Raw genomic sequence first — 25518 nt, forward strand, 5'->3', positions numbered from 1 at the left:
GGAGTCGGCCTTCCCGAAGGGGAGCGGTGCGGCGGCGAAGACGGCATCGGGTCGACCGCAGACTTCACGGCCGGCGGGCGCTGGGCGTTCGGCCCGTAGGAGTTCGCGACCTGGTCGGGAGTTTCCGGCCCCAGGAAACTCACGTAGCTGGAGACGCCCGGGACGGTTCGCGTGCGGACCACGTCCATCCGCCCGGGTGGGAACGGGCGTCCGTCGCGGCCGGCGTCACGGAACGGGCGACAGGCCCAACCTCGGCGAGCACGGGCGTACCGAGCCCGGCCAGCGCACGCACCGGCCCGTTCTCGGCGTTCCCCACCTCGAGCTCCCCGACCAGGTCGGCGCGACGTACACCGTCGACTCGCCGTCCGGACCGGGAAGGAACCCCACGTCTACCGTCAGCTCGTCCGGACACCGGAACCAGCCCAACGTCAGGCAGCACCCGCCAAGATGGTGCGGATGACGACCACGGCAGACCTCTGGCACCACTACGGCCGCACCCGCGCCGAGCGCGACCGCGCCGTCCCCGATGCCTTCCACTGGATCTGGAGCCAGGATGACGGCCCCGGCTGCGAAGTGCTCGGCGATCTCACGGGACACGTGGTCGGCGACCTCGGCGCCGGAGCCGCCCGGCACGCCGCACACCTGGCCGTCCACCACGAGCCCGCCGCGATCGACGCCATCGACGCCTCCTCCGCGCAGCACAAGATGGCCACCGACCTGTTCGCCCGCCTCGCCCCACGCCTGCGTATCGCCTCGTGCGACGCCGTGCCCCACCTCCAGGCGACGAAGAGCGCCTACGACGTCCTGTACAGCGTGTTCGGGGCCGTCGATTTCACCGATCCGCGCGAGCTACTGCCGGCGACAGCCGCTGCGCTGAAGCCGGGTGGGCGGCTGGTCTTCTCCACCTTGGCCCACTACCTGAACGGCGCTCCGGCCCAACCGGACCTGGTGGCAGCCGACATCCCCACGAAGACTCCAGAGGGCGAGACGGCCTCGCTGCGTCGCTGGGTCCTCCAGGAGCAGGTATGGGTGCAGGCCCTCGATGAGGCCGGATTCACCAGCATCGCCGTGGACATGCTTCCGGCGAAGTCTGACGGACCCCCAGTCGCGGACACGTTGCTGGTGATTGCTGACCGACAGCGCTGACCTCCCCTCTCGCTCCTCTCAAGGATGGACGCCCTTCGCGCTGCCCGAACCGAGCCGTCGCACCGTAGTGCATCGCGCCGTTCCCCTGACCAAAGACCGGAAACGAATCAGAGGATCGGCCGTGACATTCCGCGTGACAGAGACGGAGTTCGCGCGGGGAGCCGCTGCCCGCCCCGGAACTGCCGTCAGTACCGCTGAAACCGCGGGGTCGGGTGCACTGAGCTGTGCGGATGCCTGTTGGGGGCAGCGTATGGCGGCGGAGAACTCGGTGGCTAAGCCGGTCGATTGCCGCGTTTCGAGCCGAGCGCGTCTCGGCCACCGGAAGAAGACGCACGCGGTGAACCTTCGGGGTCTCCCGGCGCCGGTCCGCGCCCGGGAGACCCCTCGCCCGTACAGGGCTCAGGCGCGGAGGGTCACCAGAACGATGCCGGCCATCGCGGCGCCGAATGCCACGGCGGCGACACCGTGGGAAAGCCGGTGTGCGCGCAGTACGGGCAGGAGCCGGTCGGCCGCGAACCTACCGGGTCCGGTCAGTGCCAGGCTCGCGGCGGTGACGAGGAGCAGCAGTTCGAACTCGATGCCGGTGGGGTTGAAGAACCCGCCGCCCCACTTGACGGCGATGACGTTGAGCATGACGCCCACGACGCCCGCCGCGGCGAGCGGGGTGAGCAGGCCGACGACGAGGCCGAGGCCGCACAAGGTCTCGGTGAGCCCGGCAATCACGGCCATGGTGTGCGCGGCCTCGTAACCGTTGCCCGCGAAGAACTGCGCGGCACCGTCCAGGCCGCCGCCGTCGAACCAGCCGAAGAGCTTCTGGGTTCCGTGGGCGGCCATGGTCAGGCCGACCGCCCAGCGCAGCAGCAGGAGCCCGAGGTCATTGCCGGACCGGGAGGGCGCGGTAAGGGGGCCGGTGTCGTTCGGGGACGTGGTGCGCATGCTGGTACCGGCGAAAACGGACATGGGTGTCTCTCCTGTAGGTGAAGGCCGTACGTGGCTGCTGCTCACGAAGGTGCAGCGAAGTGACGCCGACCGGCGCTGTCGGGCCCTGTCGGCTTGCGGGTGGAGAGACCCGTCTACGTTCTGATGATCTGGATTCCGTACAGGTCGACCGACGCGACGTCCTGGTACGGCGTTCCGGCGAGGGCCGGGACGACGTGCGGCGGACTGGGCGGCATGGACGTCGACTTGGGAATGTACGGCGCCCAGTGGTCGGGACACGGCACCACCGCGCCCCGCGGATCCGCCGGCTGCCCCTTGTGGCAGTCGTGGTCCTCGGCCGGGGAGTCGGCCCGGGGCGCAACGGAGACGGTGGTCGCGCTGCGCGCGCTCGCGGGGCCGACAGAAGAGGCATCCGTCGCGCCGTTGATGCCGAACAGGGGAGCCGCGAAGACGAAGACCAGGGCGAGCAGTGCCGTGCGGACGGTGTGGCCCCGGGGCCACACCGTCCGCCTCGTCGTGCCCCGGTCGATACGGGGCCGGCGCCGGCTGCTCGGACTCATGGCGGACACCCTACTTGCCTTGAACTTTCAAGTACAGCCGTCCCCCCGAAGCGGCAGCCCGTCGTCCAGCAGGTGCGGGCCTGCTGGACGACGGGCTGCGAGCGACCCACGAAGGTCCACGCCCCACCGCACCGGTCATCTCACCGATGCGGACGCGCTTGCTCGCCGCGGCGGGGCGACCCGAAGCCGCCCGCGCCGCTCTGCGCTGTCCCCGGTCTCTCTCAGGTGCGGTACGCGAAGTAGCGCGCGTCGGGGTAGGACGCGACCACGCTCGCGAGCGACCTGCGGTAGGTGTCGGTGGAGTGGTAGGTCAGGTACGGCATGCCCTGCCTGTCGCGGTACGTCACCAGCATGGTGTGGTCCTTGGACCCGTTCTTGTCGAAGTCCACCTGCAGGACGTCGCCGACGTCCAGCTGGTAGGCGCTCGCCAGGTTCGGGGCCCGCCGGTTGGACAGCGTGAACCATGCCCATTCGTTCACCCCGACCCAGGACGTGCTCTGGCCCGCGCTCTCGTACCACCAGTTCCGGTAGTCGTAGGCGGAGCCGGGGACGGGCTTCCAGCCGCCCGCCTTCAGCGCCTGGCTCACGAAGTTGGTGCAGTCGCCGCCGGCCCCGTTGAACTTCCGGTAGGCCGGGTTGTAGCTGCGCCAGTACTTCTCCGCGTACTGCGCCATGGCGGAGTAGCCGTAGGCGTCGGCCGTCTTGCCCGAGGGCATCGGCGTGGTGGGGCGCTTGGTCGAGGCCGGTGTGCCGTCCGGGTACTGGTTGCCGTCGTCCTTGACGGTGTTCGTCCGGGCCACCGAGGGCTCGTCGACCGCGACAGGGCCCTGGTTGCGCGAGGTGATCGCGGTCAGCTGCCAGCCGCCGTCCTTCGTGCCGGCGAGCTTCAGCTCCTGCCGGGTCGAGAACGCGGTGGTCTGCGGCCCGCCTTCGCGCACCTTCTTGTACGTGAGCGTCGACGACGCGGTGACCTGGACGGTCGCCGTGCTGCCGGTGAGCGTCGCGCGGTCCACGACGACGCGGGTGTCCGCCTTCGTGTAGGCCTCGCCGAGCTGGGCAAGGCGCTTCTTGCGGGCGCGCAGCGACCGCAGCGCGGCGTCCTCGTCCGTCCGCAGCCGGCCGGACATGCGCGTCGTCACCGCGCCGGCGCCCGGGCCGCCGCGCCCCGCGCGGTCCTCCACCAGTGCCTGGGTGCGCCGGGAGAGGACATCATCGGCGATGCGGGCGAAGGCGGCGAGTGTCCGGTGGTCGGCCTTGCGGGGCACGCCACCGGCGTCCGCGTGCGCGGAGGGCGCGAGCAGGCAGCCGGACGCCACGGCCGCGGCCACACCGGCGAAGGCGGCGGGTCTGTATCTCTTGGGTATCGCTATGGATATCACTGCGTTTCCTCTTTCCTTGCCCGATCACCCCGACCGGAGCACGGAATCTTGGCACAACTGCGGGCCCTTCCCGAACGGTTGTCTCTCTTTTGCGGAACCCGAAGGCACCCGGACCAGGCAGCCAGGGCCCCGCAGGCCGGGCCGCACGCCTCCAACTGCCTCTAATGTGAGCGCCAGAGCGCAGCAGAGGAGGCAGACGGGGTGGGTGGGCGCAAGATGACCGCAGGTCACGGCAGCGGGAGACGGCGGGCGGCACCGGGGGAGCGCCGCGCGGCGACCGGCCGGCGCAGGAAGTCCGGGCAGCGGACCACGGGCGGCATACCCGGCGCCCTCGCCGGGGCGCGCGGACAACTGCGCCGGCTGCGTCCGGCCTATCCCCGGCCGGGCCGCAGCGGTTGGCGCCGGTGGCTGCCTTCGTGGCGCCAGTGGCTGGGCGCTTTCCTGTACCTGGCCCTCGGCTTGACCGGCTTCGTCACGATCGCGTACGCCACCACGGACATACCGGACGACCTCAACTCGTTCGCCACGCAACAGGACAACGTGTACTACTGGTCCGACGGCAGCGTCATGGCCCGCACCGGCTGGGTCATCAGGCAGGAGATGCCGCTGAAGAGGGTGCCGCCGAAAGTCCGGGGCGCCGTCCTCGCGGCCGAGAACGCGAGCTTCTACTCGGATGCCGGCGTCTCACCGACCGGTGTCCTGCGCGCGACGACCGCCGCGCTCACCGGAGGAGAGACCCAGGGCGGGTCGACCATCACCCAGCAGTACGTGAAGAACGTCTACCTCAGCCAGGACCGCACCCTGTCCCGGAAGTTCACCGAAGCCCTGCTCGCCGTGAAGCTGGACAACCACACGAGCAAGGACAAGATCTTCCAGGACTACCTGAACACGAGCTGGTTCGGGCGGGGCACCTACGGCATCCAGCGCGCCTCGCACGCCTACTACGGCAAGGACGTCGCGCGCCTCAACCCCAGCGAAGGCGCCTTCCTGGCCTCTCTCCTCAAAGGCGCCGGACTCTACGACCCGGCCCTCGGCAAGGAGAACCACGCGCGGGCCGTCGAACGCTGGAACTGGATCCTGGACCGCATGGTGGCAACCGGCCACCTCACCCAGGCCGAGCGGGCCACCTACAAGAAGTTCCCCGAACCCACGAAGTCGGGCTCCGGCGACATCCCCGGCGCGCGGACCGGGTACCTGGTGGAGCTGGCCAAGCGGAACGCGATCAAAGCCGGGCACATCAACGCCGCCGAGTTCGACCTGGGCGGCTACCAGATCCGCACGACCTTCGACCGCAACCGCACCAAGGCCTTGACCGCCGCCGTCCACCGGGCCGAGAAGGACTTCGACGCCGAGCGGCGGCCCGACACCGACCAGCACGCCAGGATCGGGGCGGCGAGCGTGGCCCCGGACGGCCGGCTGCTGGCCGTCTACGGCGGCCGCGACTTCCTGAAACAGGGCTTCAACCAGTCCAACGCGACGACCATTCCAGCCGGTTCGGCGTTCACCCCCTTCGTCTATGCCGCCGCGCTCGAGGACGGCGTCAAGCGCACCCGGGAGGGGAGCCGCACCCCCGTCTCCCCGGCCAGCGTCTACGACGGCGACGACAAGATCGCCGTACGGACGCCGGAGGGGCCCTACTGGGACCGCAGCGGCAAGGTGGTCAAGGGCCGCAACGAAGGCGGCCGCGACTGGGGCCAGGTGACCTTGCGCCAGGCTGTCGCCGACTCCGTGAACACACCCCTGCTCCAACTCGGCCTCGACGTCGGCCTGGACCGGGTGGAGAAGTACGCCCTGCGGGCGGGACTGCTCGCCTCCAGCCTGGGAGAACGAGTCCCCGTGTACGCACTCGGGGAGAACTCGACGCCCAGCGCCATCCGGATGGCCGGCGCCTACCAGACCTTCGCCGCCCACGGCATGCACACCGACCCCTACTCGGTGTCCTCGGTGACCCGGGCCGGGGACGCCGTGCCGCTCGCCGTACCACGACCCGCCCGGGCGATGTCGAAGAAGACCGCCCAGGCGGTCACGGACGCCCTGCGGGCCACCATGACCGACGGATCGGCCAAGGCGGCGGGCGCGGCACACCCCGCCGCCGTGGGCAAGACCGGGACGACCACCGCGAACACGGCGGGCTGGTTCGTGGGAGGCACCCACGACGAGACCACGGCTGTGGTCGTCTACCGCATGTCGCTCAAGGACCTGGTGCCCCTGCCGCTCAAGGGGCTGGGCGGCGACACTCCCACCACACCCGCCAGCCGACGGGCGGTGGATCTGTGGAACCACTACATCGAGGCGCTCACCTAGCCGCCGATCAGCCGCCGACCAGTCGTCGGCACTGTGCCGCAGGCCGCCCCGCTACCTGATGAGCGACTTCCACTTCGGTGCCTGCGCCGGGTCGAGCAGGCGCAACCGGTCCAGGACCTTCGGGTCCTGGACATCAAGCCAGTCCGCCAACTCGCGGAACGACACGCAGCGCACCCCCTTGCGCGGACACACCTTACGCACCACATCCTCGACGGCGCTCATGTAGATGCCGCCGTTCCAGTCCTCGAAGTGGTTGCCGATGAACATCGGCGCCCGGCTGCCGTTGTAGACGCGGTTGAACCCGTTCATGTACGACGCGGCAACCTGCGCCCGCCACGCCGGGAACCTCGCCGGGTCGCCCTGGGTGCTGTCACCGGACTGGTGGTAGAGGAAGTTGAAGTCCATGGAGAGGACCTGCACTTCTTTGCCCTCCAGGGGCAGGAGCTGCAGAGGAAAGTTCCACAGGCCCCCGGCCTTGGACGGCCATATCTGGAAGTCGCCCGACGAACTCGCGTCGTAGCGCCAGCCGAACGGCCTGGCCGCGGCCAGGAGGTTCTTCTGCCCCTCCAGACAGGGCGCACGGCCGCCGACCACTTCCCGGTCCGGATCGAAGGGCAGGGGCCCCTCCTTGGTGAACCCGGTGTTGGTCTTCCACTCCTTCATGAACGAGTACGTCTGCTCGATCTCGCTCTTCCACTCCCCGACACTCCAGTCACCACCGCCCTTGGCACCGCAGAAGTGCCCGTTGAAGTGCGAACCGATCTCGTGCCCGTCCTTCCAGGCACCGCGCAGCTGCTCCAACGTGGTCTGAATGTGCGGAACGGTCGGATACGAGATGGCGGCCGCCCCCGGGTTGTGCTGCGGCGGACGGTAGAGCGACTTCCTGCTCTCCGGCAGGAGGTAGATCCCGGTGAGGAAGAACGTCATGTGAGCCTTGCTCTCCCGCGCCACTTGGCGGAAGTGGGAGAAGCGGCGGTCGTCGCCCTCCAGCGCGCCGTCCCAGGAGAAGACCACGAACTGCGGCGGCTTCTCACCGGGCTTCAGCTTCTTGGGCTTGAGCTGCCCGTGCTGCGGTCCGGTGTACGAGGTGGAGCCGTCCCCCAGCACCCGCACCTTGCCGTCCCACTTCTTCTCCCGCTTCTTCGCCCGCTTGGCCGCACGCGCCTTCTGCGCCGCACTGCCCGAAGCAGCGGACACGGTGCGCCCGGAGCCGCCCCCGTCCCCGGAGGAGTCCGCCAGAGCGATGACCCCCGTGGTGGCCGCCCCGCCCAGCGCGATCACGGCCGCGATCACGGCCATCTGCTTGCGCCGCCGCGCCTTCGTACGCGCCTGGCGGGCAACACGGGCCCCGGCCCGGGCGGGTTCAGTGCCGTCGGGTTCGATCACTGTGGTCCCACCCCGTGGTCCAGCGCGGCAGGACCACGCGTGAATTGTTTGTATGAATATAGGACTGACGGCATGGCTGTCCGCACCCCGGGTCGCCTGTAAGGCCTCGCTGGCGCCGACAGGGGGGCTGCGGAGCCGGTCCGTCACTCGAATGGGCGTACGTAACGGGCTGCGGCCCCGGCAGAACAGGTGGGAAGAGGCGGGCGGGCAGACGATGGCGAGGGGGACCGGCAAGCCTGCGAGGTGGTCGCTGTGCAGATCAGAGCGGTGGTATCGGAGTTCCTCGGGACGTTGCTCCTAGTCTTCTTCGCCGTGGGGTCGGCGGTGCTCTGCGCGGAGTTCATCGGCACGCTCGGCATCGCGCTGGCGTTCGGCTTCACGCTGCTGGCCCTCGCATACACCCTCGGCCCGATCTCCGGCTGCCACGTCAATCCGGCGGTGACGCTCGGCATGCTCGTCGCGCGTCGCATCGACGGCCGCACCGCCGTCACCTACTGGATCGCGCAGTTCCTCGGCGGTGTCGCAGGCGCGGCCCTGCTCTTCCTGCTCGCCAAGCAGGTGCCGGGCCTGAAGACGAGCGAGGCATTCGGCAGCAACGGCTACGACGACCGCTCCGAGGTCGGCATCAACCTGGGCGGGGCCTTCCTCGCGGAAGTGGTCCTGACCTTCCTCCTTGTCTTCGTCGTCCTCGGAGTGACGCACCGGGTGGCGGTGACCGGCTTCGACGGGCTGCCGATCGGCATCGCGCTGGCCGTCATCCACCTCGTCGGCATCCCACTGACCGGCACCTCGGTCAACCCCGCCCGGAGCCTGGGCCCCGCCCTGTTCGCCGGGGGAGCCGCGCTGTCCCAACTGTGGCTGTTCATCGTGGCCCCCCTGGTGGGCGGCGCCATCGCGGCTCTCGTGCACCACGTGACCCACCCCGCGGGCGAGGAGCGGGTCATCGCCGACAAGGCGTCCGCCACATGACCCAGGTCGTCGGCTGATCCATCGCCGAGCACATGCGCACCAGGGTGGCCGCTTGGGCAGCGCCGTGTTCCGCTTCGACCACGGAGCCCAGTACGGATCCCGCACCTTCGCCAACTTCTGCGGCCAACTCGGGGTCACACGGTCGAGGGGTGCGGCCCGCTCATGCCGGGTGCCCGCCCGACCTCTCCGTACTCAAGGCGTTCAGGAGGCCGGCGCCGCGTTCGGCGTCGTCGACGCTGACGGCGAAGTCCTTGCCCTTGGCCCGCACGACCAGGCACTCCCCGCCGCGCAGCATCACGGTGGTGCCCAGGCCGCTCAGCCGGTAGCCCCATCCCCCTACCTGTGCGGGAGTGCGGTGCTCGGCATGGGCGGACTCTATGTCCTGGATGGCCCAGTGCCGGGCCGGCCAGCCGAGCGGGCCGAACGACACCTTCATTCCTCGCTTGCTGACGCGTACCTGTACGGAAGAGCAGCCGAGCACGGCGAGCGAGACGACCGCGAACGGGGTGATCAGCCCTGCGTGCAGAGGGATGAGACCGCCGACACCGGCCGCGGCGATGGCCACCGCGGCGAATCCGGTGACGGCTGCGGTCGCGCGGAGCCACTGGTTGGACGTGCGGGAGAACCACGCGAGCTGCTGGTCCGGTGGAATGCTCATGCCGGGTCCGGGAGTCTGCTGCCGGCCAGCGGTGGGGCGGTGGGTGGCCAGGAAGGCCAAGGCGCCTGCTGTGATGGCAACCGCGATGGCGGCCATCACCCAAGGTGTCACCGAGTCGGCCTCGTGCCAGTCGGACCGGTCCAGACTGGCACGCACGACAGAGGCCTGTCCGCCGACCAGGAACACCCCTCCTGACGCCAGGGAGACCCCGGCCCAGCCACGGGCCGCGCCGTTCGAACGCCTCGCCCAGAACACTACGGCCAGCACCAGAACCAGCCAGATCAGTGCGGGGAAGAGCGCGGCCGCCCACAGCGGCATGGACCCGTCGGGCTCCCCGCCCACACTCCAATGCGTCGCCAGTCTGTCCGGCAGTCGGCCGCTTGCCGCCAGCGGCATGCCCAGCAGCAGTGCCAGGACACCGGCACACCAGCCGGCGCCCGCCCAGGCTGTGCCACTTGCGCGCCTCACGCGCTCGTTCACACGTCCCCCTTGATCATTTCAATGATGTCGGCCTTGCTGTAACCCTCGCGAGCCGCGGCTGCGACCAGAGCACGTACCTGCTCCAACATGACGGAGCGTCGATCGGCGCCGTCGGCCACGGTCACACCGCGGCCTCGCCTGAACTCCAGGACTCCTTCGTCCCGCAGGGTCCTGAGTCCGCGCAACACGGTGTTGGCGTTGACGCCCAGCGCCTGGGACAGGTCACGAGCCGGGGGCAGTCGGTCGCCCGGGCTGCACTCTCCCTCTGCGATGGCACGACGGATCGCACCCGCCACCTGCTCGTGCAGAGGGCGGGGATCCGAGGTGTTGAGTCTCAGCAACATGATGCTAATGACACTAGCACCATTATGTCCGACCCGGTAGGCGCTCAGCGCGGAACGCGCTACAGCGCCCGGTCACTGACGAGTCGGCCAGGGGCCCGGAGGAGGCCGGCCCGCACCGGGCCCTCGGGCAAGCGGCACGGGTTCAACTCCCTTGCTGTGCAAGGCGAGGCATCATGGGTCCATGTGGCGTCGCGGGCGCGCCGGGCGGGTCTCGGCGATGGTGTTCAGTGTTGTGGTGTGCGTGGGCGGGTTGTGGTGGGCCTGGCGTGCACAGGCTCAGTCGGATGACCCTGCCGACGTCGCCGGGGTGTGGTCCTTCGGTCTCACGATCGTCGGCGCGACCACGGCGGTATGGGGCTTGTGGGCCGCGGTGCGGGGGCTACGGGCCCAGCGCACGGCACCGGTGATCGCGGAGGAACTCACACGGTTGGTGGTCCGGGGGGAGGGAGCGCAGTACCGGCAGATGCTGGGCAGCGGACTCGCGGCCCCCGACGGGCGGATCGACCTCGCATTCACGGTGACGGCTACCGGCGTGAGCGGCACGCGACCGGACGGGACGCTGGAAGGGATCAGCGACTACTACCGTGCCCTGCGACCGGGGCGAATGGTCATCACCGGCACACCCGCGGTGCGGGGGGACGGGCAGCCCGGCGACGACGCGGGCACGGGCAAGACCGTCCTTGTCATGGCTCTGATCCTGGGGCTGACCAAGACCCGCGCATCCCTCGATCCGGTGCCGGTCCGCCTGATCGCGGCATCGTGGCCCGGCACGACAATCCGTGACTGGCTTCGGACCCATCTCACCGACACCTACCGCTTCGCACCCCGCGACGCCCGTCTGCTCATCGACGCCAATCTCGTCCTGCCGGTCATCGATGGTCTGGACGAAATGGACAGCGACGCGGCACCCGGCTACACCTCTCAAGCGGCCCGGCTTCTCCGCGCCATCGAGAGCTTCGAGGACGGCGGTACGCACTGTCCCGTCGTACTCACCTGCCGCCATGCCCACTACCAGGCATTGGTCGACGCTGAGAGCGAACCCCGCGTCGTGGCACGTCTTGCCCTCGCACGGGTCGACGCGGCACGCGCGGCCGGATACCTCCGACAGCGCGTCGCCGTCACCGATCGAGCCCGCGCCCGCTGGCAACCGGTCCTCCAAGCGCTCGACTCCGTGGCAGCCGCCGGAGCCGTCGACCTGCGGCCGGCCCACGCGGCGCTGGCCCGCACCTTGGACACGCCCTGGCGTCTCACCCTGGCCGCCACCGTCTTCGAGGAGCGCGCTCCTGACGGGCGGTACCTGCGAGACCCCGCGGACATGCTCTCTCTTGCCACAGATGGGCACTTCTACGAGTACCTCCTGGACTGCTACGTAGGAGCCGCGGTGGCCGCCCGGCACCCCGCGGCCGATTCCCCGCGAGCGCCGGGAATGTCCGGCACCGGGAACCGGCACCGACTGGAGGCCGACACCGCGTGGCGCCACCTCTCGGTCCTTGCCCGCTACCTCAACACGAACGCGGGCACCGAGGGCGGCACGTCGCGCGTGGTCGCAGGCCGCACGCTCAGCAGCACCGATCTGGTTCTCCATGAACTGTGGCCCCTGGCAGGCCCCCACCGGGCACGCTGGATCGAACGGGCTCTGGTCACGCCGCTCGCCCAGGCCCTTCCCCTCACGCTGGAGCTCCTGTTTGATTTTCACTCCAACGTGCTGACAGGCATGTGCGTGCTCCTCTCCCTCGCCCTCGTGGTGATCTACCGTCCGGTATGGCCCGGGCCGTACCGCGTCGACATCGGCCGTCTTCGGACCCGGGCGGGGCAACGCACCCTCGCACTTGGTCTCGCGGTCGGTTTCCTGATCGGCCTCCTGGTCAGCATCGTGATCGTTCTCCTACTGCTGAACTTGCGTTCCTTCTCGGAGCACGCCCAGAACACCCTTGTCTTCACGGGTGTCTTCGGGGTGGGCGTCGGCCTCACGGTCGGGTTGATGATCAGGACAGAAGACACCGCGATCGAGCCGCGCAACCTCGTTCGCGGCGACCTGGTAGCCGGATTCGTGTCCGTACTGGTGTCGGTAGTCATCTGTGGGTTCATATCCATGCCTGTGTACGGGCTCGGGTTCAGGCTGGGTTACGACTTCCTGAAAGAACACGGGCTCGGGGATGACGCACCCGGATTCCAGCTCACGTTCACACTCGCATGGATGCTCATGATCGGGCTCATGTTCGGCCTCCCGGTCGGGCTCCTCGCGTTCGGACTACCAGCCATGGGTGGCTCGGCGGCGCTCCGGCACTTGGCGTTCTTGCTGAGCACGAGGGGGCGTCTGCCCTGGCGACTGGGCCGCTTCCTCGACGCCTGTTACGAGGCCGGAATCCTGCGAGTTGCGGGCACCGCGTGGCAGTTCCGGCACCGCGAACTCCAGGACCACCTCGGGGCCCGGCCCGTACCCCCACACCGCCCCTGAAACGGCCAACTGCGGTACGTCGGCCGCACCACAGTGCCGGATGTGACTGCGTGTCAGACCTTGGGTGGGACGCTCTGCCGGGGCGGGGCGGATGGTGCCGGTGAAACTCTGGGTCGACAGCGGTTTGGGCCGCTGGCCGAAGTGACGCCAGTCCGGCGATCGCTTGGACGGTGTCGTCGAGGAGTGGTCCTGGGGTGACGAAGGATGAGGACGGGAGCGAGTTTTCCAAGCACCGACTGCCACAGTGATCACGGCCCAGGTAGCGTCGTCGGGGAAGTGACGCGAGTGGGAGGGAGAGGCCACGTGGCGTTGGTCCATCGCGAGGAGTTCGCGGTCCTGGTTGAGCGGTTCTTGCTCTGGCTGCAGGATGCCGACGAGGACATCATCGACGACTGGTCTGAGGTTGGGCAAGCGCCGAACAGGGCGTGCCGGATGGGGTGGAGCGGTTCCTGCTGCAGTTCTGGCCGGTGTGAGGCTCATGTGGGCGGACGCGGTCCCCGCACGAGCCTGAGAGCCTGATCATGAATCCGTCGTCGGGTCCGTCGGATGGGAACAGACCACACGGGCCCAGGCGCGCTTCGCAACTCGCCCCGCTTGTAGGGCCCTTCGCCGTCACTGGGCGAGTACCTCCGTGTTCTGGCAGGCGACAAGGCGCCATTGCCCGTCCTCTTTGGCCATCACGTAGAGCGGGGTGCCCGCGTTCCCGATCGGCTCCCCTTCCAGGGTCCAGTACTGCGCGTGTGCCTTGACCGCGGCGACGTCGGGGCGGATGAACAGCACGTCCACCACCTCGTACGTGGCTGTCGAGTCCTTCATGGCCCCCGGCAGCACCTGGTGAGTGAAAGACGAGATCTCATCACGACCGGTGAGGCGCTTGCCATGGCGCGTCGTCCAGATCGCATCGGCTCTGAACAGGCCGACGAACTCCTCGGGCAATTCGTTCTGCTGGGAATGCTCAAGCCTGGCGATCACGTGCTTGATCGCTGCAATCTCGGCTTCCTGCGTCTGCTGGTCAATGAGTGTCGTCTCCATGCCGGTCATCATGGAACCTCAACCGCACTTGAGAGCAAGCCCCGACCAAATGTCAGCCGACCCCCAGCTCGTTGGCGCCGACGGCTGGACTGGTCCAAGCGTGGATAGAGGGTGCAGGCGTTGGTCTGTGGTCGGGAGTCAGCCGGCAGCCTGCTGCGCTACGGCCTGTTGTTCGGCGTCGGCGCGGGTGGCCGCCAGCCGGTAGGAGTCGGTGACGGGCTCGGTGGCGATGCCGTGCTGCTCGTCGTCCGAGCGACCCTTCTTGGGCAGCAGGAAGGTGATCGCGAAGAAGACCACCAGCAGGCACGCCTGGACGATCAGCGCGCGGTGGAAGCCGCCGGTGAAGTCCCCGGTCTTGGCCCGGGCGAAGAAGACCGAGCCGAAGACCGCGACGCCGACGGAGCCGCCCACCGCCTGGACCGCCGACAGGACGCCGGAGGCGGATCCGATCTCGTCGTCGTCGACCGCGGCCAGGATGAAGCTGAACAGGGCGGCGATCACCATGCCGGCGCCGACGCCCGCCACCGCCACACCCGGAGCGATGTCCCAGATCGAGAACGAGGCGGCGTCGAGGCCGTCGAGCTCGAACCACAGCACGGCAGCGCCGGCCAGCTGGACCAGCGGTCCGATCTGGAGCACCTTGCGGCCGATCTTGTCCGCGAGGAACGCGCCGCTGACGGCGCCGCCGATCGCGGTGCCCACCGCGAGGGGCAGGTTGCCCAATCCCGCGCCACCGGCGGTGAAGTGCCGGCCGATCTGGAGGAACAGGGTCAGCACGAGCTGGGTGCCGATGAGCCCGCCGAAGAACAGGGCGATGCCGCCGAGGCCGACGGTGAAGGCCGGCTTGCGCAGCAGGCCCGGGGTCACCAGCGGCTCGCGGCCCGCGGCAGCGGTGCGGCGCTGCTGGAGGGCGAAGAGGGTGAACCCGATCACTGAGGCGGCCATGGACAGCCACGTCCACAACGGCCAGCCATTCTCCTGCCCCTGGTTGAGCGGCAGCACCAGCAGGGCGCAGGACGCCACGATCAGGGCGGCGCCGGTCATGTCGACCCGTACCGTGCGGTCGCCCGCCTTCTTGGGCACGAACTTCGCGGCGACGATCAGCGCAGCGATGCCGATGGGCAGGTTGACCAGGAACACCGACCGCCAGCCCAGTCCCGAGAAGTCGCCCTCGATGAGGAAGCCGCCGAGGACCGGGCCGATGATGCCGCCCAGGCCCAGGACGGGTCCGAAGAACGCGAAGACCTTGGTGAGTTCGGGGCCGGAGAAGTTCTCCCGCAGCAGACCCAGCCCCTGGGGCAGCAGCATCGCTCCGGCGGTGCCCTGCAGCAGGCGGAAGGCGATCAGCAACTCGATGTTCGGCGCGCTCGCGCACAGCAGGGAACTCGCGGTGAAGGACGCCAGGCCGATCAGGAACATCCGGCGTCGGCCGTAGCGGTCGCCGAGTCGGCCGCCGAGCACGAGGCCGGCGCCCAGGGTGAGGGCGTAGCCGCCGATCACCCATTGCAGTCCGGCGGATCCGGCACCGAGGGAAGTCTCCAGGTCCGGTCCGGCGACGTTGACGATCGAGGCGTCCAGGAGATCCATGATCTCCGCGACGATCATCACCGCCAGAATCAACCATCGCCATCGGTAGGGCTCGGTCGTCTCGGGGGTGGGGGACGGGGTACGCACGCTGGATGCCTCCATGGTGAAGTAATTCCACCATGAAGGTAAAGTGGCGAAGGTAGGTTGTCAAAGCGGGCGGCCCAGCTGGGCGCCCGGGAGGAGAGAAGAGGTGGCAGGCCCGGTGGAGGAAGCGATGGGCGACGACGGTGTCGCGGTGCGGCGCGAGCGTCTGATGGAAGGGCTGCGGATCTACGGTGGCCATTACGCCGAGCTCAGTCGGCGCTTCGCCGCCTGGCTGGGCCTGCACTCCACCGACGCGACCGCGGTCCTGGAAATCGCGGCCGCCGAAGAACGCGGGACCCCGCTGTCACCGGCCCGGCTGAGCGAGCGGATCTCCCTGTCCACCGGCGCCACCACCGCACTCCTGAACCGCCTCGAAACGGCCGGGCACATCACCCGCACCCGCGAGCACTCCGACCGACGCATCGTCACCCTGCGCAGCGGCGCACACATCCAGGAGCGGGCGGACGAGTTCTTCGGCCCGCTCGCCCACCGCCTCGACGCCGCGATGTCCCCCTACCCGCCGCGGCTTCTGGAGCAGTTCGAGCAGTTCATGACCGATCTGAACGCCACCATGGACGCCCACCTCGCAGAGCGGAGCCGGTGACACCGTGTCCCTCCGGCGTCCTCGAGGGCTCGCCGACGCTGGACGGATTTCCCTGGGGTTTCCGGCGGGGCATACGGTCTGGCCGCCGCCGCCTACGACGAGGGCGGCGCCGGTGGTGAAGGCGGCGTCGTCGGAGTGCAGCCAGAGCGCGGTGGAGGCGATCTCCCCGGGCTTGCCCAGGCGATCAGGGTGCTGCGGCGTCGGAGACCGTACCCGCCGAGGCAGTGGATCGCGCCCGACGGCGAGACAGCCGAGAACAACGGCTTCAGCGCCTCGAACGTGAACGCGCGTGGCTGTACCAACGCAGGGGCGATCCAGAGCGGCAGTTTCCAGTCGCGCAGCCAGGCCTTCGACATCAGCGAAGCGCGGCGGCACCCTCATCCACACCGACGGAGAGGGCGAGGCATTCCGGTGGAAGATGCCCGCCAAGGACACCGGGTCTGAGCCGGAGAAGCTCAAAGCGGGGCTCGAGTAGACAGCCGGGCCGCCGGCCGTCAGTTGACGCCGTTGGCGAACTTGTACAGGCCGGGCTCGCCCTGGAGTGGCCATCGCGGTGGGGGAGTGGTGGTCCTGCAACGGCCCCGAGCTACTCCTTCCCCGGCTCGAAGTCTTCCAGGAAGTAGCTGTCGTGTCGGACGCGAAACTGCTTGAGCTCTTCGCGACCGCGCTGCGCCACCTCCGCGACCCGCTCGAAGTACTCCTCGCGTGGGGCGCCTGGGGAGAAGAGCATGAGCATGGACATAGGCTCGTCCGTCACGTTTTTGAAGGCGTGCAGGCCGCCGACCGGAACGTACAGGAAGTCGCCCGTGCGGCCCGTGACCCACTTCTCGCCGTTGTACAGCTCCAGTTCGCCGGAGAGGATGTAGAAGGACTCCGACATCGCCTTGTGGAAGTGGGTCTTGGCCCCAGCGGACCGTGCACCCAGCTTCACCTTGTACAGACCGAATTCGCCGCCGGTCGACTCGTTGGTGGCGAGGTAGTGGGTAGAGGCGAGCCTGGGCATCCCACCGAAGGATCGCTGTTCTGGTGGGTGGCTGTGGCGCTCCGGAGGGCGGCCGGGGGGTGGTGGCGCGACAGGCGCTCGGAATTCAGACTCCACTATGTGCTCGCCATGGCCTCTGACCTGTGACTATGGTGAAAATGACCGCAGCTCCGGAGTGCGGGACCGATACCGGGGGCAGGCCCGGGATGATTCCTCCCGCGCGGGCGACGCATATGCCCACGAGGAGAGGATAGTTGGGGGCCAGAAGCACACTCCTCGGGTAGCGGGCCGTCGCTTGATGGCTTCGCGGTCGCCGACTTGTGGCCTGGGCGCAGCACGGCTCATGTTCCAGGCCCCCGGGTGGGCTGCGTGCGGAAGGGGCGCAAGCGTGCCGTACAGGAAGACCGCTGTGCTGGTGGGGTTGTTGTTCCTCTCCTCGACGCTCACCTTTGCCGTCGGCAGCTCGCTCCTTGAGGACTACTTCTCCGGCACGGACTCCGGAGAGGGCAGGCTCCTCGCGGGCGTGCTGCTGGAGAGTTGCACGGGTCTTGCGGTCGCCGGGATCGGCGTCGTGCTGTTGCCCGTGCTGCAGCCGCACGGACGGCGCCTCGCGGCCGGGTATCTGGCTCTCAGGTGCGCGGAATGCGCTGCCATCATTGCGTTCGGCTGCTATTTCCTCGTGAGTGAGAAGGAGTTGTCGGATTACGAGCTGCTGGTCTACGTGGTCTCCGGGGCCGGCGGTCTGGTTCTGTCCTGCCTCCTGCTGCGTTCCGGGCTGGTCGCCCGGTGGCTTGCGGTACTCGGACTCGTGGGTTATGCCGTGCTGCTGGCGGGAGCGGTGAGCGACCTGCTGGGGCTCGTGGACATCAACTCCGGTGCCGCGTTGGCCTTCCTCGTTCCTGGTGGCTTGTTCGAAGCGGTGCTCCCGCTGCTGCTGATCTTCAAGGGGTTCCGCCTCGTCGTGCCGAGACCCGGCACGGCCGGTCGTGAGGAGCGGCCGACGCCCGAGGGAGCCCGCGGATGACCCCGCCCAGCGGGACCTCGGGGGCGGTCCGCGACGCCGCTCTGGTCGCGGGAACGGGCATCCTGGCCATGGCCCCGTTGGCGGTATTCGCCAATTTCGGCGTGCTGGAGAACCTTGTCACCGAGGGCGACGCGGCACGAACCGCCCAGGACATCCGCGCCTCCGAGGTACTGTTCCGCCTCGGCGCCGTCGCCCTGCTCCTGGTCGCTGTCCTGGACGTGGTGGTGGCCTGGGCACTGCGGGTCTTCTTCCAACCGGCGCACAAAGACATCGCGACGCTCGCGGCCTGGTTCAGGCTCGCCTACGCCGCCGTGCTCCTCGTCGCCGTCACCCAACTCATCGGGGCGCTGCCCCCGGCCAAGGACGCCGGGCCCCTGGGGGCGTACCGTGCGGACCAACTGAACACCGAAGCACTCATGCGCATCGATGCCTTCCACGACATCTGGGACGCCGGGCTCATCTTCTTCGGCGTCCACCTGCTGCTGCTGGGATTTCTCGCCTTCAGGTCGGGCTACGTCCCCCGGGTGCTGGGCCTTCTGGTGGCCCTCGCGGGGCTCGGCTATCTCGTGGACAGCCTCGGCGCCTTCCTCTCCTCCGGATACTCGGCCGAGGCGGCCGTGTTCACGGGCGTAGGCGAACTCATCCTGATGATCTGGCTCCTGACCAAAGGCAGGAACATCGGCTCACAGCTCCCCATCCAGGCCGAGGCGGCGCCCTGAGGGGACATTCTGCCGCGGGACCCGTCACACCGGCTCACCGCCGCCCGGCGGTGGCCGAAGCGATGCGAGCGGTGTCACTCGAATGGCTCTTGAGTCGTGGCAGCCGAGCCGAAGGTCAGCGGCTGCTGGGCCGTTCGGTATCGCGGGGTGGACCGTTCAGGTGGGTGGGCTGTTTCGGTCCTGAGGCCGGCCGGAGGCATCGGTTACGCGCTGGGGAAGTACCGGTTGAAAGATGAGGAGTCGACTGCCATGGGGCCGGTGAACGGCTGGTCCAGCTGGTAGATGAGCAGCACAGTCAGGGTGATCAGGCCGGTGAGACCCATCACCATGACGACATGGGTGACGCTGCGCTGAATGCCGAACATGAACATGAAGGCGATGGTGAGCAACCCGCCGCCCAGCAGGCCGAACCACAGGACCGGTGACAGGCCGTTACGTGCGTCCGCCTCCCGGCCCCGGCGCGCGTCCCCCATCACCCAGAGCTGGGTGACCACTTCTCGCATGGTGACCTGCTCCATTGCTTGCGCGTCACCGGGCACCCGGTTCGCAGCGCGCACGTCCTGAAGCAGGCGCCAGCCTTCCTGCCCCGGAGGTTCTCCTGTCGCCATGGCCGGGAGCTCGGTGCGCACCGCGTGGTGTACATACTGCGTCACGCTCTCGCGCAGGTGCACCGCATCGGCCCCGGGCAGGCCGTCGGCGAGCTGGTAGATCTCGTGGGCCGCGTTCGCCTCGTTCTGGACGTGCTCCTCCGCGCTGGACCTGCCCTCCCAGACAGACACCAGCGACAGCCCCAGCAGCAACGCGTACAGGACGCCGACCATCATCGCGATGTACTCGGCCACGTCCTCCCGCGGTTCGGCGTCGGTGTTCGGCCAGTAGCGGTGGCGCAGGAGCACGCCCGCGGCCGCGAGCATGGACACACCCAGGACCAGCGCGATCGTTTCGGTCATGAGTGCTCCTTCTGCGTACGGTGCGGCTACCGGGGTGTCCGTACGTCACTTCGGACGCGAGCGGAGCAGGACGGCTGCCAGGACCGCCGGAAACACCACGAGAAACAGGATGGCCACCAGGCCGGTCCCGGTGGGCCCGTGTCCTGGACGATAGAGGCGGTCCAGGAGCTCCACATCTTGGACGGCTTGTGGGGGACGCACCGGTGTCACGATGGAGGTATCCGGGTCCAGGAGCGGCGGCGGGACCACCGCTTCCAGGAGGGGCGGCCGGACTGCCGTGGCTGGAGGTCGCGGGAGAGCCGGTGGGGCGAGGGGGGCTTCCGGGGCCGCCGGGGCCTCCGGGGCCGCCGGGAAGAGGCCCGGTGGCGCGAGCGGGGCCGCCCCTGGGGGTGCGGGGAAGGGATCTCGTGGCGCAGGCGGGGTCCCTGGTGGGGCGAGGAAGAGGCCTGGCGGGGTGAGCGGGATCCCCGGGGGCGCGATGAGGAGACGCGGCGGCGCGAGCCGGGCCTCCGGGCGAATGGGGAGCGGGCCGGGCGCGGGCGCCACGGGGGCAGGCCGCGCGCCAGGGGGAGGAGGAGCGGTCCGCTGTCCGACCCGGGCTCCGCGCGCAGGGGGAGGGGGTGGCGGAGGCCGAACAGGTGCGGCCTGCAGGGTGAACCGCACCGAGGAGTGCGCCGTGAGGCGCGGGGGAGGGACCAACGCGCCGGTACGTCCTAGCGTTCGGGTGAGGTCGTTGCCTTCGGCGAAGCCCCTGCTCTCATAGGTGCCCGGTGCCGCATGAGCGATGGACCGGCATGACGCGGAGCGCCCGGGAGCGATCTGCGGCACCACCGGGTGGCCGGCCCCGCAGTCGATGACCTTCGCCTCCGGCAGCGCGTCGCTTACGCGGACCTGGTGAACGGTCAGGTCCCCCCGGTTCGTGACGGTGTAGTGGAGGACGCCCTGTTGCGGAGCCACCTCGACCGTCTGGACGAGGGCCAGGGCTCCTCCGACCCCCCGGTACCCCGCCCGTGCGCGGGCCCGGGACTCCGTGTTCGAGGCGCGGACATCGCCGACGGCGGTGACGTCCGCAGCCTGGACGCCCGGCCTGGCCGGTGTCTCGGCCGCGCACGTGGCCGAGCTGAGACCACGCAGCATCGCCACCGTGCCGCGTCCTCCGCAGTTGACGGCCACGCCCCGGGGGAGGGCGGGGTCGGTCACCCGCACGTTCAACAGGTCGGCTCCCGTGCGGTTGAGCAGGCGGTAGACCTTGTGCACGGGGTCACCGACCCGGATGCCGGGATTGAGTGCCCCGGCGCCGGGCCGGGAGTTGACGGTCACTTGCAGTGCCAGGCCACCGTTGCCCGCACCGTCGGCCTTTGCGTGCCCTCCACCGGGCACCATGACAGCGCAGGCCAGAATCAGCAGTGCGGCTACGTGGAAAAGCCACATGAACCCCTTCTTCCAGCGGATACGCATGCCGCCATGCTCGACGAGGACCACATTTCACATGGAACGGAACGCGCCTTCCGTGTCCGTTGCGGTGTGATAATCACCCTCATGGTCTCGTGCGGGTCTTACCTGATCGGCGCGGCGGACCCCACCGCGAGCCCCGCGAGCAGCGCCCTGACGCCTGCCGCCCGGCGCGCCCTTCCGCCACTGCCACTCCCACAGGGCGCCACGCGCTCGGCCTCTCGGTGGTCGGCGTGGGGCGGATGGATGAACGAAGTGGTCTGACCGGGCGATCGTGCCCACGCCGAATGATCAACCCTCGGAGTGGGGAGCAAGCTGGACTGAGCTCGGGTGGCGGAAGGGACGCGGGCCGGGGCCGAGGTCAGGGGGGCGATGTTGCTTCAGCGGTTGCGGTACAGGTTCGACAATGTCATGGCGCGCGGGACGCCGGCACTCATCGGCGTACTGGCTGTTGCCTGCTGTGTACTCGTGTTGCTCAACGGGGCGCTGTTGCTGTTGCTCGCTCCCGCGGAGGCGCCTTCGGAGGATGGCAAGTCGTGGCTATGGTCCGGTTTCCTGCGGGTCATCAGCCCAGCGGTGGTCGCCAGGGACAGGGGGTCGACTCCGTTCCTGGCCGCTGCGGTGCTGATGGCTTTCGGCGGCATCTTCCTGATGAGCACGCTGATTCCGGTGATCAGCGCGGGGCTCCAGAACCAGCTGGCCCGCTTGCGCCGCGGCCGTTCGGTCGTGGTCGAGAGCGGGCACACGGTCGTGCTGGGCTGGTCTCCGCACGTCTATACCGTGCTCTCCGAGCTGGTGGAGGCCAATCGCAACCAGCGCCGTGCGTGCGTGACCATCCTCGCGGAGAAGGACCGTCCGGAGATGGAAGCCGCGATCCGGGAACGGGTGGGGAATACCGCCACCACCAGGGTTGTGTGCCGCAGCGGTGACCCCACCGACCCGGTCGACATCGCGATCGTCAATCCGTCGAGCGCACGCTCGATCATCGTGATCCCGCCGGAAGGCGACGATCCTGACATCGCGGTCGTCAAGTCACTGCTGGCCGTGGGGAGCAGCCGGACTCCGCGGGGCCGGGGGCGGAATGGGCAGAGCGCTCCGGTGATCGTGGCCAGCGTCCAGGACGCGCAGAACCTGTCCGTGGCGCGACTGGCCGGCGGCGCCACCTGTCATGTCATCAGCGCTCAGGGGTTCATCTCCCGGTTGATGGTGCAGATGGGCCTTCAATGCGGGCTGTCCGCGGTCTATACCGACCTGTTGGACTTCGAAGGCGATGAGATCTACATGCAGCCGCAGCCCGAGCTGGTCGGACGGACCTTCGGTGAGGCACTGATGGCCTACGGAACCTCGTGCGTGATCGGGTTGATGGACGCGTCCGGCCGCGTACGGCTCAACCCTCCCCACGACACGGTGCTCCGCGCACAGGACCAGATCGTCGCCATCAGCGAGGACGACGGCACAGTGCTCCTGTCCGAAACGGTGCCGGTCGTCGACGAGACGGCGATCTCACCACCCGGTGTTCCCGCGCGGCCGGGCCGCCCGGTTCTGATGATCGGCTGGAGTCGACACGCGCCTCACATCGTCCGCCAGCTCCAGGCGCAACTTCCTGCCGGGTCCCGGGTGGACGTGATCGCCGACACAGACCTCACCGGCGCCGAGAGAGTGCTCACAGGCGCTGGCGAGGGTGTCCCGGAGGTGTCCTTCCGCCAAGCCGACACCACCCGTCGTGAGGTGCTGGAGTCCGTCGACCTGGGTGCCTACGACCACGTCATGGTCATCTGCCCGAATGAACGGGACCCGCGCGACTCGGATGCCCGCACTCTCACCACCTTGCTGAAGCTACGCGATCTGGCAGCTCGGCACTCCCACGATTTCTCCCTCGTCACGGAGATCGCCGACGACCGCAACCGCGCCCTGGCCCGGGCGGCGAAGGCGGACGATTTCATCGTGAGCAGCGAGCTGGTGAGCCTGTGCCTTGCACAGCTCTCCGAGAATCCCCATCTGGGCCAGATCTTCGACGAGCTGTTCGGACCGCAGGGCGTCCAGATCAGCCTGCGCCCCATGGCCGGCTATGTACGGACCGGGGTGGACACCGACTTCTACACGGTGACCACTGCGGCCTCCCGGTGCGGTGAGATCGCCATCGGCCACCGGATCCACGGCCGTGCCCAACTCCCGCCCGACTACGGGGTACTGATCAACCCCGACAAGGCGGAACGCGTCAGCTACACCAAGGACGATCAGATCATCGTCCTGTCGGCAGGAACACGCGACGAACCCTGAGCGCGGCGGGCAGCAAGTTGCCCAGACCCAGAGGCGGAGCCGGAGTTGGAGCCGGAGCCGGGGCCTGAGGAGAAGGGCGTATGGCCGACCGGGTGACCCGCGCTCTTTGGTGTGGTGTCCCGGCCAGGACAACACGGTCGCCGCGCGAGGCTGTGACCATGAACGCACAGCCTTCCAGACGCTCCCTCATGGCCGCGGCCGGCAGCACCACCCTGACCGCCGGCCTCGTAGCCTCCGCCCCCCAGGCGGCCGCTGCGTCCGCTCTCGCGCCGACGGCGCCCAACGCATCGGACAGGGGCGCCGACTGGCAGACCTGCCTGGCAGTCGCCCGGGCCATCCTCGTCCTCGACGAGAACAACCGGCCCCTCACTCCCGCGTACACCGACATCCTGCTCGGCGAGGGCCTGCCCCGCGGGCGCGAGAGCAAGAAGGTCCTGGTCATCGGGGCCGGTCCGGCCGGCATGGTGGCCGCCCACCTGCTGCGCGAGGCCGGGCACGACGTCACCGTGCTCGAAGCCAACGCCAACCGGGTGGGCGGGCGCATCAAGACCTTCCGCACCGGCGGCCATGAGAACGCCGAGCAGCCGTTCGCCGACCCCGCTCAGTACGCGGAGGCCGGAGCGATGCGAATCCCCGACAGCCATCCCCTGGTCACCGGGCTGATGGAAGCACTCGGCCTCGAGCGTCGCCGTTTCCACCTCATCGACGTCGACGCCTCGGGAAGACCCGCGAACCGCACATGGATCCACGTCAACGGCATCCGGGCCCGCCGCGCCGACTACCAGGCCAGACCCCGGCGGATCAACCGCTCCTTCGGGGTCCCCGCGCGGCACGAGAACACCCCGGCTGCCGACCTGCTGCGCGCGGCACTGGCACCGGCACGGGCACTGGTCGACGGCAAGAGAGGCCGCGCCCTCGTCGAGGGCTGGGCGAGCGTGCTCCACACGTACGGGCACTGGTCGATGTACCGCTACCTCAAGGAACGAGCTGGACTCGACGAGAACACCATCGACCTGATCGGTACCGTCCAGAACCTCACCTCACGCCTGCATCTCTCCTTCCTCCACAGCTTCCTCTCCGCGGCCCTGATCAGCCCGAGCACCGCCTTCTACGAGCTGCCCGGAGGCACCGCCACTCTCGCCGACGCCCTCTACGAACGGGTGGGCGATCTCGTGCACCTGGACCGGCGCGCCGTGCGCATCGAACACCGGCCCGGCAATGGCGTCACCGTGCACACCGTCTCCGAAAGCCGCGCGAGCCAGCCCGTGACCGAAGAGTTCACCGGCGACGAGGCGATCATCACCGTGCCCTTCGCCGGACTGCGCCACGTCACCTTCACGCCCGCCATCTCCTACCGGAAACGGCGTGCCATCATCGAAATCCACTACGACGCGGCCACGAAGGTGCTCCTGGAGTTCTCACGCCGCTGGTGGGAGTTCACCGAACAGGACTGGAAACGCGAACTCGACGCCGTACACCCCGGTCTGTACGAGGCATACCGTGCCGGGAAAGCGCCTACGGACGGCTCGTTGCTCGGCGCCCACCCCTCCGTCCCCGACGGCCAGGTCCCCGAGCGCCAGCGCATCCACTACGCAGCACACCGTGCCTCCCAGCCGGACCAGCCCGAGGCGGCGCGGGTCATCGGCGGCGGCTCGATCACCGACAATCCCAACCGCTTCATCTATGAACCCTCCCACCCCGTTCCCGGCAGCCCCGGGGGAGTTCTGCTCGCCTCCTACAGTTGGTCCGACGACGCCCTGAAGTGGGACGCCTACGACGACGAGGAGCGATACCCCCTGGCACTCACCGGTGTTCAGGAGGTGTACGGCCAGCGCACCGAAATCTTCTACACGGGCAAGGGCCGCACCCAGTCATGGATGCGCGACCCCTACGCCTACGGAGAAGCATCCGTCCTGCTTCCCGGTCAGCACACCGAACTCTTCCCCGACATCCCTGCCTCCGAAGGCCCATTGCACTTCGCGGGCTGTCACACCTCCCTCAAGCCCGCATGGATTGAAGGGGCCCTCGAATCCGCGGTCCGCACGGCACTGGAAGTCCACACCGGATGACAGCGGACGCCGTGACTCGGACGTACGAACCATGGGTGACGGTTACCTGTTCCGCTCGGCCAGGCCCTTTCGCGCTGCCAGACTCCCGGAAGGGAACGCGCCGGTGGGGCGT

20 protein-coding genes are annotated in these 25518 nt (G+C 69.2%); 9 read left to right on the top strand and 11 right to left on the bottom strand.

The features are described from left to right. Positions 1-456: 456 nt before the first annotated feature. Positions 457-1146 (top strand): methyltransferase domain-containing protein, encoded by a 690-nt coding sequence (locus tag ACFVYR_RS31820; RefSeq protein WP_384259478.1) that lies wholly within the window; start codon positions 457-459, stop codon positions 1144-1146. Between the two features lie 399 nt (positions 1147-1545). Here the strand turns inward: ACFVYR_RS31820 and ACFVYR_RS31825 are convergent, their stop codons facing one another. From ACFVYR_RS31825 to ACFVYR_RS31835, 3 genes are all read right to left on the bottom strand, one after another. Next, positions 1546-2082, bottom strand: coding sequence for a DoxX family protein (locus ACFVYR_RS31825; protein ID WP_384259523.1), 537 nt, complete (start codon positions 2080-2082; stop codon positions 1546-1548). Positions 2083-2219: 137 nt separating this feature from the next. Then, positions 2220-2645, bottom strand: a complete 426-nt coding sequence (locus ACFVYR_RS31830; protein ID WP_384259476.1) for a hypothetical protein — start codon at positions 2643-2645, stop codon at positions 2220-2222. A 221-nt stretch (positions 2646-2866) separates the two neighbouring features. After that, positions 2867-4024, bottom strand: a complete 1158-nt coding sequence (locus ACFVYR_RS31835; protein WP_384259474.1) for an amidase domain-containing protein — start codon at positions 4022-4024, stop codon at positions 2867-2869. A gap of 216 nt (positions 4025-4240) precedes the next feature. Between ACFVYR_RS31835 and ACFVYR_RS31840 the strand changes: the two genes are divergently transcribed. Beyond that, positions 4241-6328: a transglycosylase domain-containing protein gene (locus tag ACFVYR_RS31840; RefSeq protein ID WP_384259471.1), complete on the top strand. Its 2088-nt coding sequence runs from the start codon at positions 4241-4243 to the stop codon at positions 6326-6328. A gap of 51 nt (positions 6329-6379) precedes the next feature. Here ACFVYR_RS31840 and ACFVYR_RS31845 read toward each other — a convergent pair whose 3' ends face one another. Continuing rightward, positions 6380-7627 (bottom strand): hypothetical protein, encoded by a 1248-nt coding sequence (locus tag ACFVYR_RS31845; RefSeq protein ID WP_384259521.1) that lies wholly within the window; start codon positions 7625-7627, stop codon positions 6380-6382. Between the two features lie 339 nt (positions 7628-7966). Here ACFVYR_RS31845 and ACFVYR_RS31850 point away from each other — a divergent pair, with 339 nt between their 5' ends. Then, positions 7967-8683, top strand: a complete 717-nt coding sequence (locus ACFVYR_RS31850; protein ID WP_384259468.1) for an MIP family channel protein — start codon at positions 7967-7969, stop codon at positions 8681-8683. Positions 8684-8843: 160 nt separating this feature from the next. Here the strand turns inward: ACFVYR_RS31850 and ACFVYR_RS31855 are convergent, their stop codons facing one another. Continuing rightward, on the bottom strand, positions 8844-9821 hold the full coding sequence (locus ACFVYR_RS31855; protein WP_384259466.1) for a DUF1648 domain-containing protein: 978 nt from the start codon (positions 9819-9821) through the stop codon (positions 8844-8846). Further along, positions 9818-10165 (bottom strand): GntR family transcriptional regulator, encoded by a 348-nt coding sequence (locus ACFVYR_RS31860; protein WP_384259464.1) that lies wholly within the window; start codon positions 10163-10165, stop codon positions 9818-9820. The genes ACFVYR_RS31855 and ACFVYR_RS31860 overlap by 4 nt, the downstream gene beginning before the upstream one ends. Positions 10166-10346: 181 nt before the next feature. On the opposite strand from ACFVYR_RS31860, the gene ACFVYR_RS31865 reads away from it, so the two are divergent. After that, a complete protein-coding gene (locus tag ACFVYR_RS31865) occupies positions 10347-12623 on the top strand; it encodes a hypothetical protein (protein WP_384259461.1) in 2277 nt (758 codons plus the stop codon). 612 nt (positions 12624-13235) lie between these two features. On the opposite strand, the gene ACFVYR_RS31870 is transcribed toward ACFVYR_RS31865, so the two are convergent. Both ACFVYR_RS31870 and ACFVYR_RS31875 read right to left on the bottom strand, forming a co-directional pair. Beyond that, complete coding sequence (locus tag ACFVYR_RS31870; protein ID WP_384259459.1) at positions 13236-13655, bottom strand: SgcJ/EcaC family oxidoreductase; 420 nt, start codon at positions 13653-13655, stop codon at positions 13236-13238. 138 nt (positions 13656-13793) lie between these two features. After that, positions 13794-15344, bottom strand: coding sequence for an MFS transporter (locus tag ACFVYR_RS31875; protein ID WP_384259456.1), 1551 nt, complete (start codon positions 15342-15344; stop codon positions 13794-13796). A 112-nt stretch (positions 15345-15456) separates the two neighbouring features. On the opposite strand from ACFVYR_RS31875, the gene ACFVYR_RS31880 reads away from it, so the two are divergent. Further along, complete coding sequence (locus tag ACFVYR_RS31880) at positions 15457-15930, top strand: MarR family winged helix-turn-helix transcriptional regulator (protein WP_384259518.1); 474 nt, start codon at positions 15457-15459, stop codon at positions 15928-15930. Between the two features lie 586 nt (positions 15931-16516). Here the strand turns inward: ACFVYR_RS31880 and ACFVYR_RS31885 are convergent. Continuing rightward, positions 16517-17029 carry a cupin domain-containing protein gene (locus ACFVYR_RS31885; protein WP_384259455.1) on the bottom strand — a complete coding sequence of 171 codons (513 nt, stop codon included), beginning with the start codon at positions 17027-17029 and terminating at the stop codon, positions 16517-16519. Positions 17030-17300: 271 nt separating this feature from the next. On the opposite strand from ACFVYR_RS31885, the gene ACFVYR_RS31890 reads away from it, so the two are divergent. Beyond that, on the top strand, positions 17301-17936 hold the full coding sequence (locus ACFVYR_RS31890) for a DUF4386 domain-containing protein (protein ID WP_384259453.1): 636 nt from the start codon (positions 17301-17303) through the stop codon (positions 17934-17936). Further along, entirely contained in the window at positions 17933-18655 is a 723-nt protein-coding gene (locus ACFVYR_RS31895) for a DUF4386 domain-containing protein (protein WP_384259450.1), read from the top strand. The genes ACFVYR_RS31890 and ACFVYR_RS31895 overlap by 4 nt, the downstream gene beginning before the upstream one ends. 203 nt (positions 18656-18858) lie before the next feature. Here ACFVYR_RS31895 and ACFVYR_RS31900 read toward each other — a convergent pair whose 3' ends face one another. Both ACFVYR_RS31900 and ACFVYR_RS31905 read right to left on the bottom strand, forming a co-directional pair. Further along, positions 18859-19605 carry a hypothetical protein gene (locus ACFVYR_RS31900; RefSeq protein WP_384259447.1) on the bottom strand — a complete coding sequence of 249 codons (747 nt, stop codon included), beginning with the start codon at positions 19603-19605 and terminating at the stop codon, positions 18859-18861. A 45-nt stretch (positions 19606-19650) separates the two neighbouring features. Next, positions 19651-21063, bottom strand: coding sequence for a hypothetical protein (locus ACFVYR_RS31905; protein WP_384259444.1), 1413 nt, complete (start codon positions 21061-21063; stop codon positions 19651-19653). A gap of 405 nt (positions 21064-21468) precedes the next feature. On the opposite strand from ACFVYR_RS31905, the gene ACFVYR_RS31910 reads away from it, so the two are divergent. Together ACFVYR_RS31910 and ACFVYR_RS31915 are read left to right on the top strand one after the other, a co-directional pair. Next, positions 21469-23337 carry a potassium transporter TrkA gene (locus ACFVYR_RS31910; RefSeq protein WP_384259441.1) on the top strand — a complete coding sequence of 623 codons (1869 nt, stop codon included), beginning with the start codon at positions 21469-21471 and terminating at the stop codon, positions 23335-23337. Between the two features lie 158 nt (positions 23338-23495). Continuing rightward, positions 23496-25406 (top strand): flavin monoamine oxidase family protein, encoded by a 1911-nt coding sequence (locus ACFVYR_RS31915; RefSeq protein WP_384259438.1) that lies wholly within the window; start codon positions 23496-23498, stop codon positions 25404-25406. Positions 25407-25518 lie beyond the last annotated feature (112 nt).

Source organism: Streptomyces sp. NPDC058284 (assembly GCF_042881135.1).
Lineage (GTDB): Bacteria > Actinomycetota > Actinomycetes > Streptomycetales > Streptomycetaceae > Streptomyces.

Coding starts and splice junctions, on each gene's coding strand:
- ACFVYR_RS31820 (WP_384259478.1), top strand. CDS start 457: ATGACGACCACGGCAGACCTCTGGCACCACTACGGCCGCACCCGCGCC.
- ACFVYR_RS31825 (WP_384259523.1), bottom strand. CDS start 2,082: ATGCGCACCACGTCCCCGAACGACACCGGCCCCCTTACCGCGCCCTCC.
- ACFVYR_RS31830 (WP_384259476.1), bottom strand. CDS start 2,645: ATGAGTCCGAGCAGCCGGCGCCGGCCCCGTATCGACCGGGGCACGACG.
- ACFVYR_RS31840 (WP_384259471.1), top strand. CDS start 4,241: ATGACCGCAGGTCACGGCAGCGGGAGACGGCGGGCGGCACCGGGGGAG.
- ACFVYR_RS31845 (WP_384259521.1), bottom strand. CDS start 7,627: ATGGCCGTGATCGCGGCCGTGATCGCGCTGGGCGGGGCGGCCACCACG.
- ACFVYR_RS31860 (WP_384259464.1), bottom strand. CDS start 10,165: ATGTTGCTGAGACTCAACACCTCGGATCCCCGCCCTCTGCACGAGCAG.
- ACFVYR_RS31865 (WP_384259461.1), top strand. CDS start 10,347: ATGTGGCGTCGCGGGCGCGCCGGGCGGGTCTCGGCGATGGTGTTCAGT.
- ACFVYR_RS31870 (WP_384259459.1), bottom strand. CDS start 13,655: ATGGAGACGACACTCATTGACCAGCAGACGCAGGAAGCCGAGATTGCA.
- ACFVYR_RS31875 (WP_384259456.1), bottom strand. CDS start 15,344: ATGGAGGCATCCAGCGTGCGTACCCCGTCCCCCACCCCCGAGACGACC.
- ACFVYR_RS31880 (WP_384259518.1), top strand. CDS start 15,457: ATGGGCGACGACGGTGTCGCGGTGCGGCGCGAGCGTCTGATGGAAGGG.
- ACFVYR_RS31895 (WP_384259450.1), top strand. CDS start 17,933: ATGACCCCGCCCAGCGGGACCTCGGGGGCGGTCCGCGACGCCGCTCTG.
- ACFVYR_RS31900 (WP_384259447.1), bottom strand. CDS start 19,605: ATGACCGAAACGATCGCGCTGGTCCTGGGTGTGTCCATGCTCGCGGCC.
- ACFVYR_RS31905 (WP_384259444.1), bottom strand. CDS start 21,063: ATGCGTATCCGCTGGAAGAAGGGGTTCATGTGGCTTTTCCACGTAGCC.
- ACFVYR_RS31910 (WP_384259441.1), top strand. CDS start 21,469: ATGGCGCGCGGGACGCCGGCACTCATCGGCGTACTGGCTGTTGCCTGC.
- ACFVYR_RS31915 (WP_384259438.1), top strand. CDS start 23,496: ATGAACGCACAGCCTTCCAGACGCTCCCTCATGGCCGCGGCCGGCAGC.